The organism is Micromonospora sp. NPDC023644, assembly GCF_040640115.1.
Classification (GTDB): Bacteria; Actinomycetota; Actinomycetes; order Mycobacteriales; family Micromonosporaceae; genus Micromonospora.
On sequence record NZ_JBFABA010000002.1, the window covers coordinates 266,641 to 281,585 of the forward strand.

Annotated in this window: 13 protein-coding genes; 7 read left to right on the top strand and 6 right to left on the bottom strand. The window is 74.7% G+C overall.

Annotated elements, in window-relative coordinates; translation table 11 throughout:
* The first annotated feature begins 90 nt into the window (after positions 1-90).
* The 3 genes from AB0G08_RS02590 (at position 91) to AB0G08_RS02600 (ending at position 5,865) form a co-directional block, all read left to right on the top strand.
* Positions 91-2,340 carry a transglutaminaseTgpA domain-containing protein gene (locus AB0G08_RS02590; RefSeq protein WP_358082235.1) on the top strand — a complete coding sequence of 750 codons (2,250 nt, stop codon included), beginning with the start codon at positions 91-93 and terminating at the stop codon, positions 2,338-2,340.
* A gap of 173 nt (positions 2,341-2,513) precedes the next feature.
* On the top strand, positions 2,514-3,581 hold the full coding sequence (locus tag AB0G08_RS02595) for a DUF2855 family protein (RefSeq protein WP_358082055.1): 1,068 nt from the start codon (positions 2,514-2,516) through the stop codon (positions 3,579-3,581).
* 583 nt (positions 3,582-4,164) lie between these two features.
* Entirely contained in the window at positions 4,165-5,865 is a 1,701-nt protein-coding gene (locus tag AB0G08_RS02600; protein ID WP_358082059.1) for a substrate-binding and VWA domain-containing protein, read from the top strand.
* A 311-nt stretch (positions 5,866-6,176) separates the two neighbouring features.
* On the opposite strand, the gene AB0G08_RS02605 is transcribed toward AB0G08_RS02600, so the two are convergent.
* Entirely contained in the window at positions 6,177-7,238 is a 1,062-nt protein-coding gene (locus AB0G08_RS02605; RefSeq protein ID WP_358082062.1) for a hypothetical protein, read from the bottom strand.
* A complete protein-coding gene (locus tag AB0G08_RS02610; RefSeq protein WP_358082065.1) occupies positions 7,235-7,579 on the bottom strand; it encodes a PadR family transcriptional regulator in 345 nt (114 codons plus the stop codon). Before AB0G08_RS02610 ends, AB0G08_RS02605 begins: the two co-directional genes overlap by 4 nt.
* Positions 7,580-8,086: 507 nt before the next feature.
* On the opposite strand from AB0G08_RS02610, the gene AB0G08_RS02615 reads away from it, so the two are divergent.
* The gene (locus tag AB0G08_RS02615; protein WP_358082067.1) at positions 8,087-8,821 is read left to right on the top strand and encodes an alpha/beta hydrolase; all 735 of its coding nucleotides are present in this window, start codon (positions 8,087-8,089) and stop codon (positions 8,819-8,821) included.
* 178 nt (positions 8,822-8,999) lie between these two features.
* On the opposite strand, the gene AB0G08_RS02620 is transcribed toward AB0G08_RS02615, so the two are convergent.
* Positions 9,000-9,791 (bottom strand): SDR family oxidoreductase, encoded by a 792-nt coding sequence (locus AB0G08_RS02620; protein WP_358082070.1) that lies wholly within the window; start codon positions 9,789-9,791, stop codon positions 9,000-9,002.
* Positions 9,788-10,762 (bottom strand): LLM class F420-dependent oxidoreductase, encoded by a 975-nt coding sequence (locus AB0G08_RS02625; protein ID WP_358082238.1) that lies wholly within the window; start codon positions 10,760-10,762, stop codon positions 9,788-9,790. Before AB0G08_RS02625 ends, AB0G08_RS02620 begins: the two co-directional genes overlap by 4 nt.
* Before the next feature lie 126 nt (positions 10,763-10,888).
* Here AB0G08_RS02625 and AB0G08_RS02630 point away from each other — a divergent pair, with 126 nt between their 5' ends.
* Positions 10,889-11,773: a DUF1028 domain-containing protein gene (locus AB0G08_RS02630; RefSeq protein WP_358082072.1), complete on the top strand. Its 885-nt coding sequence runs from the start codon at positions 10,889-10,891 to the stop codon at positions 11,771-11,773.
* Positions 11,774-11,879: 106 nt separating this feature from the next.
* Here AB0G08_RS02630 and AB0G08_RS02635 read toward each other — a convergent pair whose 3' ends face one another.
* Entirely contained in the window at positions 11,880-12,590 is a 711-nt protein-coding gene (locus AB0G08_RS02635) for a maleylpyruvate isomerase N-terminal domain-containing protein (RefSeq protein ID WP_358082075.1), read from the bottom strand.
* A 71-nt stretch (positions 12,591-12,661) separates the two neighbouring features.
* On the opposite strand from AB0G08_RS02635, the gene AB0G08_RS02640 reads away from it, so the two are divergent.
* Entirely contained in the window at positions 12,662-13,114 is a 453-nt protein-coding gene (locus tag AB0G08_RS02640; RefSeq protein ID WP_358082078.1) for a YbhB/YbcL family Raf kinase inhibitor-like protein, read from the top strand.
* Positions 13,115-13,120: 6 nt separating this feature from the next.
* Here AB0G08_RS02640 and AB0G08_RS02645 read toward each other — a convergent pair whose 3' ends face one another.
* A complete protein-coding gene (locus AB0G08_RS02645; RefSeq protein ID WP_358082081.1) occupies positions 13,121-14,008 on the bottom strand; it encodes a phosphatase PAP2 family protein in 888 nt (295 codons plus the stop codon).
* An 84-nt stretch (positions 14,009-14,092) separates the two neighbouring features.
* On the opposite strand from AB0G08_RS02645, the gene AB0G08_RS02650 reads away from it, so the two are divergent.
* Entirely contained in the window at positions 14,093-14,785 is a 693-nt protein-coding gene (locus AB0G08_RS02650) for a DUF3159 domain-containing protein (RefSeq protein WP_358082084.1), read from the top strand.
* Positions 14,786-14,945: the final 160 nt, after the last annotated feature.

Consider the following 14,945-nt stretch of genomic DNA (forward strand, 5'->3'; position numbering starts at 1 on the left):
CGGCCGGCCGACGGGGGCGGCACGACGGCGACCACCGGCCCGACCGGGGCCGGCGCTGGTGACGGCCGTGACCGCGCCGGGGGCGGCGGGATCGCCCGGCTGGGACGGGCGCTGCGGGCGGTCCCGGTGCCGCTGGCGCTGATCGCGATGATCGGTCTGGCGGGCGCGGTGCTCGGGCGGGTCTACGCCGGCCCGCTGCTGACCTGGCTGGTGCTCGGGGCGGCGGTGGGTTCGGTGCTGGTCAGCGTGGCCGCCCGCCGGCTGCCCTCGTGGCTGGTCGCACCGGTGTCGGTGCTCGCGATGGCCGGCTGGACGGCCTGGTCGCTGCGCCTCACCGCGACCCGCGCCGAGCTGCCCGGCGGTCTGGCCGAGGTGGCCGCGGACGCCGCCGCGAACGGCATCCCCCGGCTGCTGACGGCGATGATCCCGGTGGAGCCGACCCCCGACACGGTGCTGGTGCCGCTGGTCGCCGCGTGGCTGGCCGGTCTCGCCGGGGCGGAGGTGGCGATGCGGGCTGGCCGGGTGCTGCTCGGCTACCTGCCGCCGGTGCTGCTCTACGCCGCCGCGCTCTACGTGGTCGGCCCGAACGCCGATCCCGCGATCGGACCGACGCTGGCCCTCGTGGCCGTGGCGGTGCTCGGCCTGGCGGTGCCGGCGGGCGGCACGGCCGGCGCCGACCCGGCCGCAGGCCTGGACCCGGCGGTCCGCGCCGCCGTCCGGGCCCGGCTCGCCGCCGCCTCCGCCGCCGGCCTCGCGGTGGTGGTGGGGCTGGTCGCGCTGCTCGGTCCGCTGCTCGCCGGCCAGGTCGACGGCCGGCCGGTGGACCCGCGGCGGTACGTCGAGCCGCCGCAGGTGGAGACGCTGGACGAGAACCCGCTCATCCGGATCTCCGGCTGGGCGCTGAACCCGGGGCAGCAGCTGCTCGACGTACGCACGCAGCGCTCGGGCCCGCCGGGTTCCGCGCCCGCCCCGGACGGCGGGCCGGGCGTCGCCGACCGCCCGGTGCCGATCCGGCTGGCCGTGCTCAGCGACTACGACGGGGTGACCTGGCGGGTCGGTGCGACGTACCGCAACGCGGGGCGGATCCTGCCCGCCACGGCGCCGGCCCCCGACAGCACCGTGGAGACGGTACGGCAGGAGATCAGCGTCGCCGGGCTGAGCGGCCGGCTGCTGCCCGCCGTCGCCACCCCGCGCGAGGTCACCGGCGCGCGGGTGGCGTACGACCCGACGACCGGGACGCTGATCCGGCCGGAGGGCCTGACCCCGGGGCTGCGCTACAGCGTGACGTCGGCGCTGGAGACGCCGGACGCCAACCTGCTCGGCACGGCGGACGTGCCGGCCGGCGAGGAGGTGGCCCGGGTGCTGCGGGTCGCCGACGGGGTGCCCGATCCGCTGCGCCGGCTCGCCGCCCAGCTCGCCGAGTCCAACGGCGCCCCGTACGCGCGGGCCGCCGCCGTGGAGCAGTTCCTCGCCGAGCACTACCGCCTCGTCGCCGACGCGCCCAGCGGGCACGCGTACCCGAACCTGAACTTCTTCCTCTTCGGGCCCCGCGACGCCGGCGGCCAGCGGGGCACCTCGGAGCAGTTCGCGGCGGCGTTCGCCGTGCTGGGCCGGCTGACGGGGCTGCCGACCCGGGTGGTGGTGGGCTTCCGCGCCGCCGGCGACGGCCCGGTCCGGGCCGGCGACGCGTACGCCTGGCCGGAGGTGCTCTTCGAGGGTCTGGGTTGGGTGCCGTTCGACCCGCTGCCCCGGCCCGACGAGGAGCCGCGACCGGTGGAGGAGGACTTCCGCCCCGCACCCGAGGAGCCGCCCCCGTCGGAGGTGCCGGAGCCGACGGTCGAGCCGACCGCGACCCCGCAGCCGGCGGCGGCGCCGGGCGGGCCGGCCGGCTCCGGCGGACCGTCGACGGCGCTGCTGGTCGGCGGCGGGACGGGCGGCGTGCTGCTGCTGGTCGTGGCCGCGCTGCTCACGCTGCTACTGATGCGCCGGTCGCTCACCCGGGGGCGGCTGGAGCGGGGCGACCCCGGCCAGCGGATCGCCGGCGCCTGGCGGGAGGTCACCGACGCGCTGCGGCTGGCCGGTCACCCGGTCGGTGGGGACCTCTCCGCCTCCGAGGTCGCCGCCCGCGCCCGTGCCGTCCTCCCCTTCGGGGCGGACGTCGAGGAGTTGGCGGGGCTGCTCAACCAGACGGCGTTCGCTCCTGCCACCGCCACGACGGAGCAGGCGGCGCGGGCCGCCACGACGGCCGGCGACTACGTCGCCGCGCTGCGCGCCGCCCGCCCCTGGTGGCGGCGCCTCCTCTGGTCCGTGCGCCCCGGTCCCCTCCGCTGGCACCGCTGATCCCCTCCGCGAGGCTCGGCGATCCGGCCACCCCAGGCCGCGCTGCACGCGGCGCGATCCACCGCCGTCGCTGCCGCCGGCTCCGGGTGGTGGCTCCGTCAACCGGACCGCGAGTGGGATTTTGCACTCGCAGTGCACTTGTCTCGGCCTCCGGGGCTGCTTAGCGTCGCATCATGCCTGCTTCCTGGACCTTCGCCGTGGCCCGTGACGACCTGAGCCGGACCACCCTCGTCGAAGGCACGACGCCCACCCTCACCGACGGCGAGGCACTGTTGCGGGTGGACCGCGTCGGCCTCACCGCCAACAACGTCACCTACGCGGTGCTCGGCGACTCGATGCGGTACTGGGAGTTCTTCCCGCCCGGCCCCCGTGGGCTCGGCCCGCAGTGGGGACTTCCGCCGCTGTGGGGCTTCGCCGAGGTGGTCGAGTCGACGGTCGAGGGGGTCGCGGCGGGGCAGCGGGTCTACGGCTACCTCCCCCCGGCGGGTCACCTGGTCCTGCGGCCGGACCGGGTGGACGCCTCCGGATTCCGCGACGCGAGCGCGCACCGGGCCGACCTGCCCTCGCCGTACAACGTGTACCGGGCGACCACCGGCGACCCGGCGTACCGGGAAGACCAGGAGGACCTGCTGGTCCTGTTCCGGCCGCTGTTCTTCACCTCGTTCATGCTGGCCGACCAGGTCGTCGACAACGACTGCTACGGGGCGCGGTCGCTGGTGCTGTCGTCGGCGTCGAGCAAGACCGCGTACGCCGCCGCCTTCGAGCTGCACGGCCGGGGCCCGCGCCTGGTCGGGCTCACCTCACCCGGCAACCTCGCGTTCACCCGGTCACTCGGGTGCTACGACGACGTCGTCTCCTACGACGACATCGACGCCCTCGACGCCGTACCGACCGCCTATCTCGACCTGTCCGGCGCGCCCGCCACCCGGGCCGCCCTGCGGGAGCACCTCGGCGACCGGCTCGTACGCGACGTCGCGGTCGGACTCACCACCCAGATCCCGAATGCCGACGCCACCGGAGAGGTGTTCTTCGCCCCGGTGCAGATGCGCAAGCGCCGCCAGGACTGGGGCCGCGACGGGCTCGACCAGCGGTTCACCGACGCCTGGCAGCGGTTCACCGGGGTCGTGGGCGAATGGCTCGACGTCCGGACCGGATCCGGGCCCGCCGCCCTGGAGCGCGCCTGGCTGGAGGTCCTCGGCGGCCGGACGCCACCGCGCGTGGGTCAGATCGTCCAGTTGTGAGCGGTGTCCCGGCCCCGGGACGGGCTGCTGGCAGACAGGCCACTCACCGCCCTTCTGGGCGAGGGGTCCACCGTCATCGCCGCCGCCGCTCCCGCCCCAGGCGTGGCACGCCCCCTGGGCCTACCGCTCCTGAATGGAGGGTGCGGGACGCGACAGGCCGGACCTGCGGGCCGTGCCGTCCCCGAGATCGCCGTCCGGTCGAACCGCCGAGACGACACGACACGCCGGAAGCGAGTGGCTTTCGGGCTGGCGGGCCGTGACACCATACCTCTGTCGTCCGTCGCCTCGGCGCGGCTCGTCAAGGTTTCGGTGGAGTCACGATGGCTGGGCTGACAGGGGCGGCGATGCCGGGCACCACGCCGCTGGGTCCCTGTGATCCGCGCACGGCGGGGCCCTGCCAGCTCGTCGAGCGGCCGGGCGTGGGCGGCCGGGGCGCCGTCCACCCGGGCAGGGGCGGACCCGGCTGCCGGGTAGCGGTCAACCCGGCAGGCCATCGCCGACGCCACCGCCGCACCCCTGGAGGGACCAGATGGTTTCAGGTCGACCGACCGCCCGGCCGTGGTTGCCGTACACCGCGGCCATCGTGGCCGGATCCGCGGTCATCGCGGCGGCCTACCTGATCGTCCGGCCGGCGGCGGACGCCGGGTGCACGCCGCTGGAGGTCAGCTCGTCGATCGAGAAGGACGTGCTGCTCGGCGAGCTGGCGGACCGCTACAACAAGAGCGACCGGCGGGTCGGCGGCCGGTGCGCCGTGGTGACCGTGCACGGCCTCGCCTCCGGCGCCTCGACGGACGCGCTGGCCGGCGACTGGGCGGCCAAGCAGCCCAACCTGCCACGGCCGCAGGTGTGGTTGCCGACGTCGAGCCTGTGGACCGGGCAGTTGAAGTTGCTGGACGAGGCCGCCGGACGCCCGGCGCAGACCCCCGGCCGGTACCCGTCGATCGCGAACAGCCCGCTGGTGATCGCCATGCCGCAGCCGAAGGGGAAGCTCCTGCAGCAACAGGGTCCACTCGGCTGGGGTGAGGTCCTGGGCTCGTCCGGGCGAACGGGCTGGGCCGCCTTCGGTCGCCCCGACTGGGGGCGGTTCAGCTTCGGCAAGGTCAACCCGAACCTGTCCACCTCCGGGCTGGCGGCCACGATCGCGTCGTACTACGCGGCCATCAACCGGGCCAGCGACCTCACCGAGAGCGACCTCGCGAATCCGGCGGTGACCCAGTACGTCCGCCGCATCGAGGCCAACGTGTCCCACTACAGCGACGACATCGTGGACCTGTTGAAGGACCGCGCCGAGGCGGACCTGTCGGGGGCCGAGGCCCCGACGGACATGAGCGCGGTGGTGACGCAGGAGGAGCTGGTCTACCAGTACAACGAGGGAAAGCTGAGCCCCACCCCGGGCGAGAAGCCGAGGGTCCCGCTGGTCGCGCTGTATCCGAAGGAGGGCACGTTCAACCTCGACCACCCGTACGTGGTCCTCCCCTCGGCCAGCGCGGAGCAACGTGACGCCGCCGCCGACTTCCTGGCGTTCCTCCAGGAGCCGCCGCAGCAGCAGAGCTTCAGCCGGCACGGGTTCCGCGACCACGAGCGGAACGCGTCCGGCCCGCTGATCGCCGCCGTCGGCGCGCGGGGGGCCGAGAACCTCACCTACTTCGACCCGCCGGATCCCGCCGTGGTCAAGGCGATCCTCACCGGCTGGGGCACGCTGCGCAAGAAGGCCAACATCCTCGTGGCCGTCGACACGTCCGGTTCGATGAACGCGAGGATCGGTGACCGGACCAGGTTCCAGGTGGCGACCAGGGCCGCCGCCAAGGGCTTCGGCCTCCTGAACTCCGAGGACAAGGTCGCGCTCTGGTCGTTCTCGTCGGAGACCCCACAGCGGCCGAGGTCGCCGTACAGCCAGGAGGTCCGGCTGTCGCCCTTCGACCAGAAGGCGCTCAGCAGTGAGATCAACGATCTCCACGTCGAGGGCGGCACCGCGCTGTACGCCACCGTACGGGCGGCACACCGGCACATGCTCGACCACTACGACCAGTCCCGGATCAACGCGGTGGTCGTACTGACGGACGGCAAGAACGAGTACCACAAGGACAACGACCTCGCCCGGCTACTCAAGGACGTCGCGTTGGATCCGGAACGACCGATCAAGATCTTCTGCATCGCCTTCGACGAGCAGTCCGACTTCGCGACGCTGGACCGCATCGCCAAGGCGTCCGCGGGCAAGGCGTTCGACGCCCGCGACCCGGCGAAGATCGACGACGCGTTCGTCAAGCTGGTCAGCAGTTTCTAGCGGCGCTCAGGCGTGATCGACCTTCCCGGGCAGGAACCGCGGGTGCGATCCGTGCGGAGAAGCCCTGCGTCAATCGCCGTCGCCGTCGCCGCCACAGCCCCCGGTGTCGCCCGGACTGGCCAGCCACAGCAGGCCAGCCGGGGTCGCGGCGTGAGTGGTCACGACCTGGTCGAGGCTCACGCGTGCCGGCAACCGCCGGTACCTCTCCGCGCCATCGGGATCCGGCGTCCTGCGTGACGTGTCAGGTTCCGTCATCAGTGGGTCTCCTCTCGCCCCAACTCAGTGGGTCGCCGGCCACGCGACGACCCGTGTCACGTCGTCATGTCGGCGGGGTTCATGCGGAGTTCCCGGGTCGCCCGTCGCGCGAGCACCGCCAGCGGCATGCACACCACCAGCAGCAGCACTGCTTGGGCAGCGCAGACCGCCATCACGGCGGCAGGCGCGCCGCCCCGCAGGACGTGATCGGCGATGGAAACGCCGCGCAGCACGAGGGCGGCAAGCCCCAGGAACAGGAGGGTCAGCGGCCAGTGGGCCGCCCGGGCCGCTGCCGACGGGTGCAGGACGAGGTAGGCGATACCCGCGGCGGACACCGACAACGCACACAGGCCCGACCAGTCCAGCGCCGCGAATCGCACATCCTGCTCCACGGGAAGTGCCCACAATCCGATGACGTGCAGAGGGCTCAGGAGGACACCGGCGACGAAGGCACGAACCCAGGTCCGGGTGCGTACGGACGGAGCCTCCCGATGGAACGCCACCAGCGCCAGCACCAAGGCCGTGTCGACGAGCACGATGAGCCAGGCGCCGGGGGGCGTGCCACCGGGCAGGGACACCGCCTCGTAGATCCTGGCGACCCAGGCCGCTCCGAGGGGCACCACCGCCAGCCAGCGGGCCGGCCTGGGCTGATTCACCGCGAGCGCGATGAACGCGGCGATCGCGAACAGACCAACGGAATCGGACGCCAGGCGCCACGCTTCACCTGGCAGGCCTGATGCCGGCTCGGCGGGCGACGACGGCAGTGGCGAAAACTCGTCGGCGAGCCACGGCATGACGCCGATTTCCATCGCCGCCATGACGGCATGAAAGAGCAGGCCGAGCAGCGCCACCGCACGGATCGCATCGCCCCAGAGCCGCGACCTCGGCTCGGCGCCGACGCCGCCGAGCCGAAGCCGCGTAGCAAGCGTCAGGACGCTGAGGACTTCATGACCGCCCGGCCGACCGTGGTCCCGGAGGTACGCGGCGTCCTCGGTGTCCTCCTCCGCGCCGACGCACTCCAGGAACGTGTGGACCATGTCGTCTTCCCACCTGCGGCGATAGGAGGCTGGCAGCAGCATCAGCAGCCGGCGGTACCGCTGCTCCAGGCGACTCGTCATGCCGCACCGCCCGCGGCGGGCCGCCACACACCGAGCCTCGCAGTGGCCGCGCGGGCGTTGGCGGCCTGGCGGTCAGCCTCCTCCGCCAACGCCCGCCCGCCCGAGTCGGTAAGCCGGTAGTACCGCCGGAGCCGGCCCTGCTGCACCTCCTCGCGGTCCAGTTCCACCAGACCGTCGGTGACGAGCCGGTCGAGCACGCCGTAGAGCGTGCCCACCTTCAGGTGCACCCGCCCCTGCGACAACCCCTTCACCTCGTTGACGATGCCGTAGCCATGGCAGGGCCCACCGGCCAGCGCCGCCAGGACGAAGAACGCCGCTTCGGTCATCGGTCGAGTCGCCATGGCCATAATATATCGGGAGGCAGGATATGCGTCCAGGCCGAGATATCAGAAGTCGACGTGCGGCATGCGCAGGAGTTCGCCCACTCGCGTGGCCGCACGACAGGCAGAGCAGGTTGTTCGTCGACCCGGTGCGCCCACGCCGTCTCACCGTGGCGACCGGAGTTCCCTTGTCCGGGCTCCACCGTGGCGACTCGTCGGGTTGGACGGTGAGCGGCTTGCCGTCGGTCCGCAGGAGCAGGAAGGGGAGCGCGGCGGCCAGGTCGTTGGACCTGATTGGTGAGCTCCACCTGACCCCTTGCGCCCTGTTCGGTGCATCCGGCCACGGAGCCTGCGCGGAAAAACGTTCGGCGGATCGCGGTGGCCGCTGCTAGTTTCGCGGGGACCGTGCGAGAGACCGAGGAGGTGGTACCCGTGAACGTTTCGACATGGGTGCTCCCCTCTGGGGTCACGGTCGGGCGATAGGTCGTCCGGGAGCGCCGTTCGTGAGCACTCCCGAAAGGTACGACCATGCGATTGACTACTGAGCAGCGCCTCGATGACGGGGTCATCGAACGCGAATTCACCCTCGGCGAGATCCCCGGCATCCTGTGGACGCCGGGATCCGCATCCGCAGCGGTCCCGCTGATCCTGCTCGGTCACCCCCCGCTCGGACTGCGCAAGATGTACCCCCGCCTGGCGGCGCGGGCCCGGCGCGCTGCGGCGGATGGCTTCGCCGCGGCCACCATCGAGCTTCCCGGCAGCGGTGACCGGCCCCGTTGGGCCGCCGCCGAGCAGGCCCGCGCCGACTTGCGCCGGGCGCTGGAGGCCGGCGAGCCGGTCGGCGACGAGATTGTCGACGCCCTCGTCCTCCCGCTCGTCGACAGGGCGGTCCCGGAATGGCAGGCCGCCCTGGATGCCCTGCTGTCGCTGCCGGAAATCGGCGGCCCGGTCGGGTACTCGGGGGGAGTGATCTCCGTCGGCATCCGGCTGGCGCTGGTCGAGCCGCGCATCGTGGCCGCCGGGCTGTTCGCCGGGAGTTTCGTGCCTCGCAGCATGTTCGAGGAGGCTCGGCAGGTCACCATTCCGCTGCACGTCCTGCTGCAGTGGGACGACGAAGGAAACGACCGGCAAGCGGCCCTGGACCTGTTCGACGCCTTCGGCTCCAAGGAAAAGACGCTGCACGCCAACATGGGCGGACACACGGGCGTCCCGCAGTTCGCAGGGGAGGACGCAGCCGGGTTCTTCGCCCGGCATCTGCGCTAGTGCCGTGACCTCGAACGGTTGAGGCGTGGGGGTCAGGCTGCCTGGGTGGCGGGCTGGCCCCAGCGTCGGCTCCGACAAGGTGACCCGCCGCAGGCGCAACGTCGTGGAACGCCGCTTCGACCGACTCGGCCGGACGCGGCAGTGACGCGGCCGAGGGCCGGGTCCGCGCGGCCGGGTCTCAGGAACGGAGGCGGCGCACGAGCTTGCGCAGGCCGGACTGCCAGCCGTCCGGGTCCTCGGCCTTGCGGCGGGCGTAGGCAGCGACCTCGGGGTGCGGGAGGATGAGGAAGCGCTCCTCGGCGAGGCCGGCGACCACCGCGTCGGCGACCTGGTCCGCGGTGAGCACCGCGCCGGAGGCGGCCACGACGCGGGCGCCCAGGTGCCCGGCGGCCAGCCCGTCGGCGAGCATGGGCGTGTCCACCCCCTGCGGGCACAGCGCGCTGATCCGGACGCCCTGGTCGCGGTAGGTGACGGAGAGCCACTCGGCGAAGCCGACGGCGGCGTGCTTGGTGGTGGCGTACGGGGCGTCGCCGACCGAGGTCAGCACGCCCGCCGCCGAGCAGGTGTGCAGCAGGTAGCCGCCACCCCGGGCGAGCATCGCCGGCAGCACCGCGCGGGCCGCGTAGACGTGGGAGAGCACGTTGACCCGCCAGGCGCGGTCCCAGCCGGCGTCGTCGACCTCCATCCCGCCACCGGAGGTGACGCCCGCATTCGCGCAGAACAGGTCGATCCGCCCGTACCGCTGCTCGGTGTCGGCGACCAGCGCGCGGACCTGCTCCTCGTCGGTCACGTCGAGCCGGACGGCGTGGGCGAGCGGCCCGAGGCCGTCGACGACCGCGCGGGCCGCGTCGGCGTCGAGGTCGGCCACCACCACGGCGGCGGCGCCCTCGGCGGCGAAGCGGCGGGCCAGGGCGGAGCCGATGCCGCCGGCGCCACCGGTGATCACCACGACCCGGTCGGTGAGGTTCACCGCGGCTCACCCCCACCCAGTCGCGTGATCAGGTCGCCCAGCGTCGCCGCGCCACCGGCGGCGAGCTCGGGGGTCGGCAGCAGGGCCTGCACTGGCACGTCCACGCCGGCGTCGGCGTAGCGACGCACCTGCTCGCGGCAGTGCTCCGGCGAGCCGTGCAGCACCAGCGCGTCGACGACCTCGTCGGGCACCGCCGCGCCCGCGCCGCGCCGGTCCCCGGCGGCCCAGGCCCGCCACATCGGCCCGAGCACCTCCTCCCGGCCCAACCAGCGGTGGAACTCGGCGTACGCGGGGACGGTCAGGTAGCTGGTGATCAGCCGGCGGCCCAGCGCGCGGGCGTGCGTGGCGTCCTCGGTCGGGCAGACGAAGATCCGGGCGACCACCTCGAAGCCAGGTCGCCGCTGGCCCACCTCGGCGAGCGCCCGCGGCACGTCGGCGGCGGCGAGCCAGTTGAGGATCACGCCGTCGGCCTCGGCGCCGGCCAGCCGCAGCATCCCGGGGCGCAGCGCGGCGAGCAGCACCGGCGGCGGCACGGCCGGCTTCCGGTCGAGGGTGAAGCGGCGCACGGTGAAGGTGTCGTACTCCTCGTCGACGGTCGCCCCGGAGAGCGCGGCGCGGAGGAACCGCAGCACGTCGCGCGTGCGCCGGAACGGCTCGTCGAACGGCACGGCGTTCCAGTTGCGGACGACGACCGGCGAGGACGCGCCGATGCCGAGCGCGAACCGGCCGGGGGCGGCGTCGGCGAGCGCCGCCGCGCTCATCGCCAGCAGGCCCGGGCCCCGGGTGAAGACCGGCGTGATCGCGGTGCCCAGGCGCAGCCGAGGCTGCCAGGCGGCGGCGAGCGCCAGGGGGGTGAACGCGTCCGCCCCGTTGACCTCCGAGGACCAGACGTCGGTGAACCCGGCCCGGTCGAGGGCCGCGTAGAGCGCGGCGTGCTCGGCGAGCGGGATGCCGTCCAGCGGCACGGTCATGCCCCAACGCGTCGTCATCGGTCGATCGTGCCTGCTCGGCGCGCCGCAGAGCAAGATCCCGTCGGGGATCCCACACGCATCGAAGCTCAGGGATATGCACGCAGCGGGGCGAGCTAATCTCCATGCGTGACCTTCTCGCTCGTCGCCCGCTCGGCGGACGGCCGCCGGCACGGCGTCGTCGTGGCCAGCCGGTTCCTGGCCGCCGGCGCGCTGGTCCCGGCCGCCGAGGCCGAGGTCGGCGCGCTCGCCACCCAGGCCCACGTCAACCTCGCCTACCGCCCGCAGGGGCTGACGCTGCTGCGCACCGGGGTGGCCTCGGCCGACGTGGTGGCCGGGCTGGTCGCCGCCGACCCCGACCGGGACCACCGCCAGCTCGGCGTGGTCGCCGCCACCGGCGCCGGCGCGACCTGGACCGGCCCCGCCTGCCACCCCTGGGCCGGGGGCCAGGCCGGGGACGGCTGGGCGGCGCAGGGCAACATCCTGGCCGGCCCGCAGGTGATCGACGCGGTCCGGGACGCCTGGCTGGGCGGGGCGGCGCTGCCGTTCCCCGACCGGCTGCTCGCCGCGTTGCGCGCCGGGGACCAGGCCGGCGGCGACCGGCGCGGCCGACAGAGCGCCGGGCTGCTGGTGGTCGAGCGCGGCGGCGGATACGACGGCACCGGCGACGTCCTGGTCGACCTGCGGGTCGACGACCACCCCGATCCGGTGACCGAGCTGGGCCGGCTGCTCGCGGTGCACACGCTGCTCTTCAGCCGGCCCGACCCGGCCACCCTGCTCGACCTGACGGGCGCGGTCGCCGCCGAGGTCGGCGCGCTGCTGGCCGCGCTCGGGCACCCGGTCGACCCGGCACGGCCGGAGGAGGCGCTCTTCTCCTGGGCCGGCCTGGAGAACCTGGAGGAGCGCCTGGTGCCCGGCCGCATCGACCCGGTCGTGCTGGAGCACCTGCGCGGGGCCGCCCCGCACGTGCCCGCCCCGCGCCCGGAGGCCGACCCGCTAGGCGCCGACGCCTGACCCGCCCGGCGGCCGCGGCCGGCCCCTGACCACGCGGGGGCCGCGCCGGCACGGCCGTGCGCGAAGCCGCGCGTCCCGCGGGTGAGGCCCGCAGACCCTGCCGGGATCAGCCGCCGAAGGAGAGCCAGCGGAAGCCGGCGGCGTCGACGACGGCCCGCTCGCGGTCGGTGAGGCCGGCCCGGCCGGTCGCCTTGCGGATCAGCGTGAGCCGGTCCCAGCCCAGCCCGGCCGGGACCGCCCGCCCGCCGGTGAGCAGGTCGGCGACGACCTCCGCCGCACCGGGCGTCAGCCACGGCCGCCGCTCCAGCGCCGCCGCCAGGTCCAGGCCGTGCACGCCGACCTCCACCACGCGGGTACGCAGGAACTCGCCGAGCGCCATCGCGTCGCCGTGCCGGGTGCGCACCACCCGGCCCGGCGGCGCCGCGTCAACGGCGTCGAGGGCGGCCCGCCAGGCCCGGTCGAAGTCGGCCACGAGGGCCGCACCGTCGAGTTCCCGGGCCTCCCGTTGGCCGGCGTCGACGCGGGCGGCGTCCACCGGCGCGGTGAACTTGGCCGCGCCGTAGTAGGCGGCGGCGTCGACCTGCGCGCGGGGCGGGGCCGGCGCGGCGAGCATGTCGACCAGCCGGCCCGCGCCGGTGCGCACGTGGGCCAGCAGTTCGCGTACGGTCCACGGCCGGCAGTCGGTCGGGCGGTCGAGATCCGCCTCGCCGACGCCGCGCAGCACCTCGCCGAGCCGCTCGCACTCGTCGCGGAACGCCGCCCGTACGCTCTCCACGGTCCTCCCCCGTCCCGCACCTTGCGCCGTCGACCCTCTCACACCGGGGTTCGCCCGTTTCGGCGTCGCCCCGGCGGGTACGCGCGGCCGGGCAGACGAGAGGAGCGCCAGGGATGGCCGGAATCATGCTGCGCAGCACCGCGTTCAACGACCACGACATGCTGCCGAGCCGCTTCTCGAAGGAGGGCGGCAACGTGTCGCCGCCGCTTGAATGGGCGCAGGTGCCGGAGTCCGCGGCCGAGCTGGTCCTCTTCGTCGAGGACCCGGACGCGGGGAAGACGCCGTTCCTGCACTGGCTGGTCACCGGCATCTCGCCGAGCGCCGCCGGGGCGCCGGAAGGTGGCGTGCCGCTGGGCGGTCGCGAGTGGCCCAACGACTTCGGCACGACCGGGTGGGGCGGCCCGCACCCGCCCCAGGGCGACGATCCCCACCGGTACTTCTTCCGGCTCTACGCGCTGGACCGGCCGTTGGAGCTGCCCGAGACGCCGCGGGCGGACGAGGTGCACCGCCTGCTCGTCGAGCGGGACCTCGCGAGCGGGACGATGGTGGGCACCTACTCCCGCTGAGCGGGGTCAGCCCTTGACCCGGGGCACCAACCGGTGCACGGCCGCGAGCACCAGCGCCATCACCACGCCCATCGTGCCGGCGATCCCGGCGGCGCTGCCGGCGTAGCCGACGAGGAGCGGCCGGCGGGCCAGCTCGGCGGGCGGGGTGCCGCGCAGGTCGACCAGCCAGGAGAGGGCGAACCCGCAGGCCACCACCGCCAGGACGCCGCCGACGCCGAGCACCGTCGCGGCGACCCGGTGGGCGTCGGCCGACTCCACCTGCGCCTGCTCCCGCTGGGTGATCAGCAGCACCAGCCCGGCCAGCGCCGCCCAGACCCCGACCACCAGGAACGCGGCCACCGCGTCGCTGGGCCGGTGCCAGCCGGCGGAGAGGGTGGCCACCCCGGCGATCGCGGCGTAGCCGGCGCCGAGGAACGCGCCGAAGACCCGTACCGTGCGCGGCAGGACGAGCACCAGAGCCACCGCGACCGACGCGGCGACCGTGGCGTGCCCGCTGGGCAGGCTGTTGCCGGCGTAGATCCGTTCGGGGTCGATGCCGAAGTCGGGCCGGCCCAGGCCGAACTTGAGCAGCTGGGTGGTGGCGTTGGCGCCGCCGATCAGCAGGGTGGCCGTGACCGCCAGGGCGATCCGGCCCCGGATCAGGGCGATGAAGCCGATCACCGCGGTCGCCGCCAGCAGCGAGACGATCGACATGGCATTGAGGATCCGGTCCACCGGACCGTCGATGCGGTCCTGCCCGATCCGATTGCCGGTCAGGGCGACGGTGTCGATCCACTGGCCGATCTCGACGTGCACGGCGACCCGCCACACCGCGATGAAGGCCGCCGCCTGGACGATCGCCAGGACGACCAACCAGACCGCGGTCCAACCCCTCGGCGTCGCTCGCACCCGCACACCGTAGCGGCAGGCGCGGCCCGGTCGGCGGGTGGCCTGTCGTTCGGCGACGGCTAGGTTGGTGGCGGACGTGAGGAGGGTGCGGTGACGCGTACACCGGAGCGTGCGGCGGCCCCGACGGACCGGCCGGAAACGCTCGCGGACCTGCTCGGCGGGCGCCGGGGCGCGGTCGACGCCAGCCTGCCGCCGGTGGCGTTCGCGATCGGCTGGCTGCTCGGTGGGCACTCGCTGTGGGGCGGGGTGGGCGCGGCGGTGGTGGCCGGGGCCGCGCTGGCCGGCTGGCGGCTGCGCCGGGGCGACCGGCCGCGTTCGGTGCTGGTCGGGCTGCTGGCCGTCTGCGTGGCCGCGCTGGTCGCGTTGCGCACCGGTCGCGCCGAGGACTTCTTCCTCGTCCAGCTGCTGTCCAACGCGGCGAGCACCCTCGCCTGGGTGGTCAGCATCGTGGTGCGCTGGCCGCTGCTCGGGGTGGTGGTGGGCGCCGCGCTGGGCCAGCGGACCCGGTGGCGGCGGGATCCGGCGCTGCTGCGCGCGTACGGCCGGGGCAGCTGGGTCTGGGCGGCGTCCTACGTGCTGCGGGTGGCGGTGTTCCTGCCGCTGTGGCTCGGCGGCCAGGTGGTCGCGCTGACGGTGGCCCGGGTCGCGCTGTCCTGGCCGCTGGTGGCGGCGGTGCTCGCGGTGAGCTGGATGATGGTGCGCCGGTCGCTGCCGGCGGACCATCCGGGGCTGCGTCACCCGGTCGTCCCGGCCCCCGCTGCGGCGGAGCCGGCGGGGAAGTAAGGGAGAGGCCGCCACGGGGGGAGCGGCCTCTCCGGTGACGTACGTTACTCCGTCCCGGCCCCGCGCGTGATCCCGTGGTGGCCGGTTTTTCGGGCGTTTTCGCGCCCGGTGCATATCCGGGTGTGGTGGGGTGGGCCGGCTGCCCCGCTGCGTCGGCCGG

What these genes read in the sequence shown, in the direction of transcription:
- AB0G08_RS02595 (WP_358082055.1), top strand. Translation starts at nt 2,514, where the DNA reads ATGCCTGCTTCCTGGACCTTCGCCGTGGCCCGTGACGACCTGAGCCGG.
- AB0G08_RS02615 (WP_358082067.1), top strand. Translation starts at nt 8,087, where the DNA reads ATGCGATTGACTACTGAGCAGCGCCTCGATGACGGGGTCATCGAACGC.
- AB0G08_RS02640 (WP_358082078.1), top strand. Translation starts at nt 12,662, where the DNA reads ATGGCCGGAATCATGCTGCGCAGCACCGCGTTCAACGACCACGACATG.
- AB0G08_RS02610 (WP_358082065.1), bottom strand. Translation starts at nt 7,579, where the DNA reads ATGGCGACTCGACCGATGACCGAAGCGGCGTTCTTCGTCCTGGCGGCG.
- AB0G08_RS02625 (WP_358082238.1), bottom strand. Translation starts at nt 10,762, where the DNA reads ATGACCGTGCCGCTGGACGGCATCCCGCTCGCCGAGCACGCCGCGCTC.
- AB0G08_RS02605 (WP_358082062.1), bottom strand. Translation starts at nt 7,238, where the DNA reads ATGACGAGTCGCCTGGAGCAGCGGTACCGCCGGCTGCTGATGCTGCTG.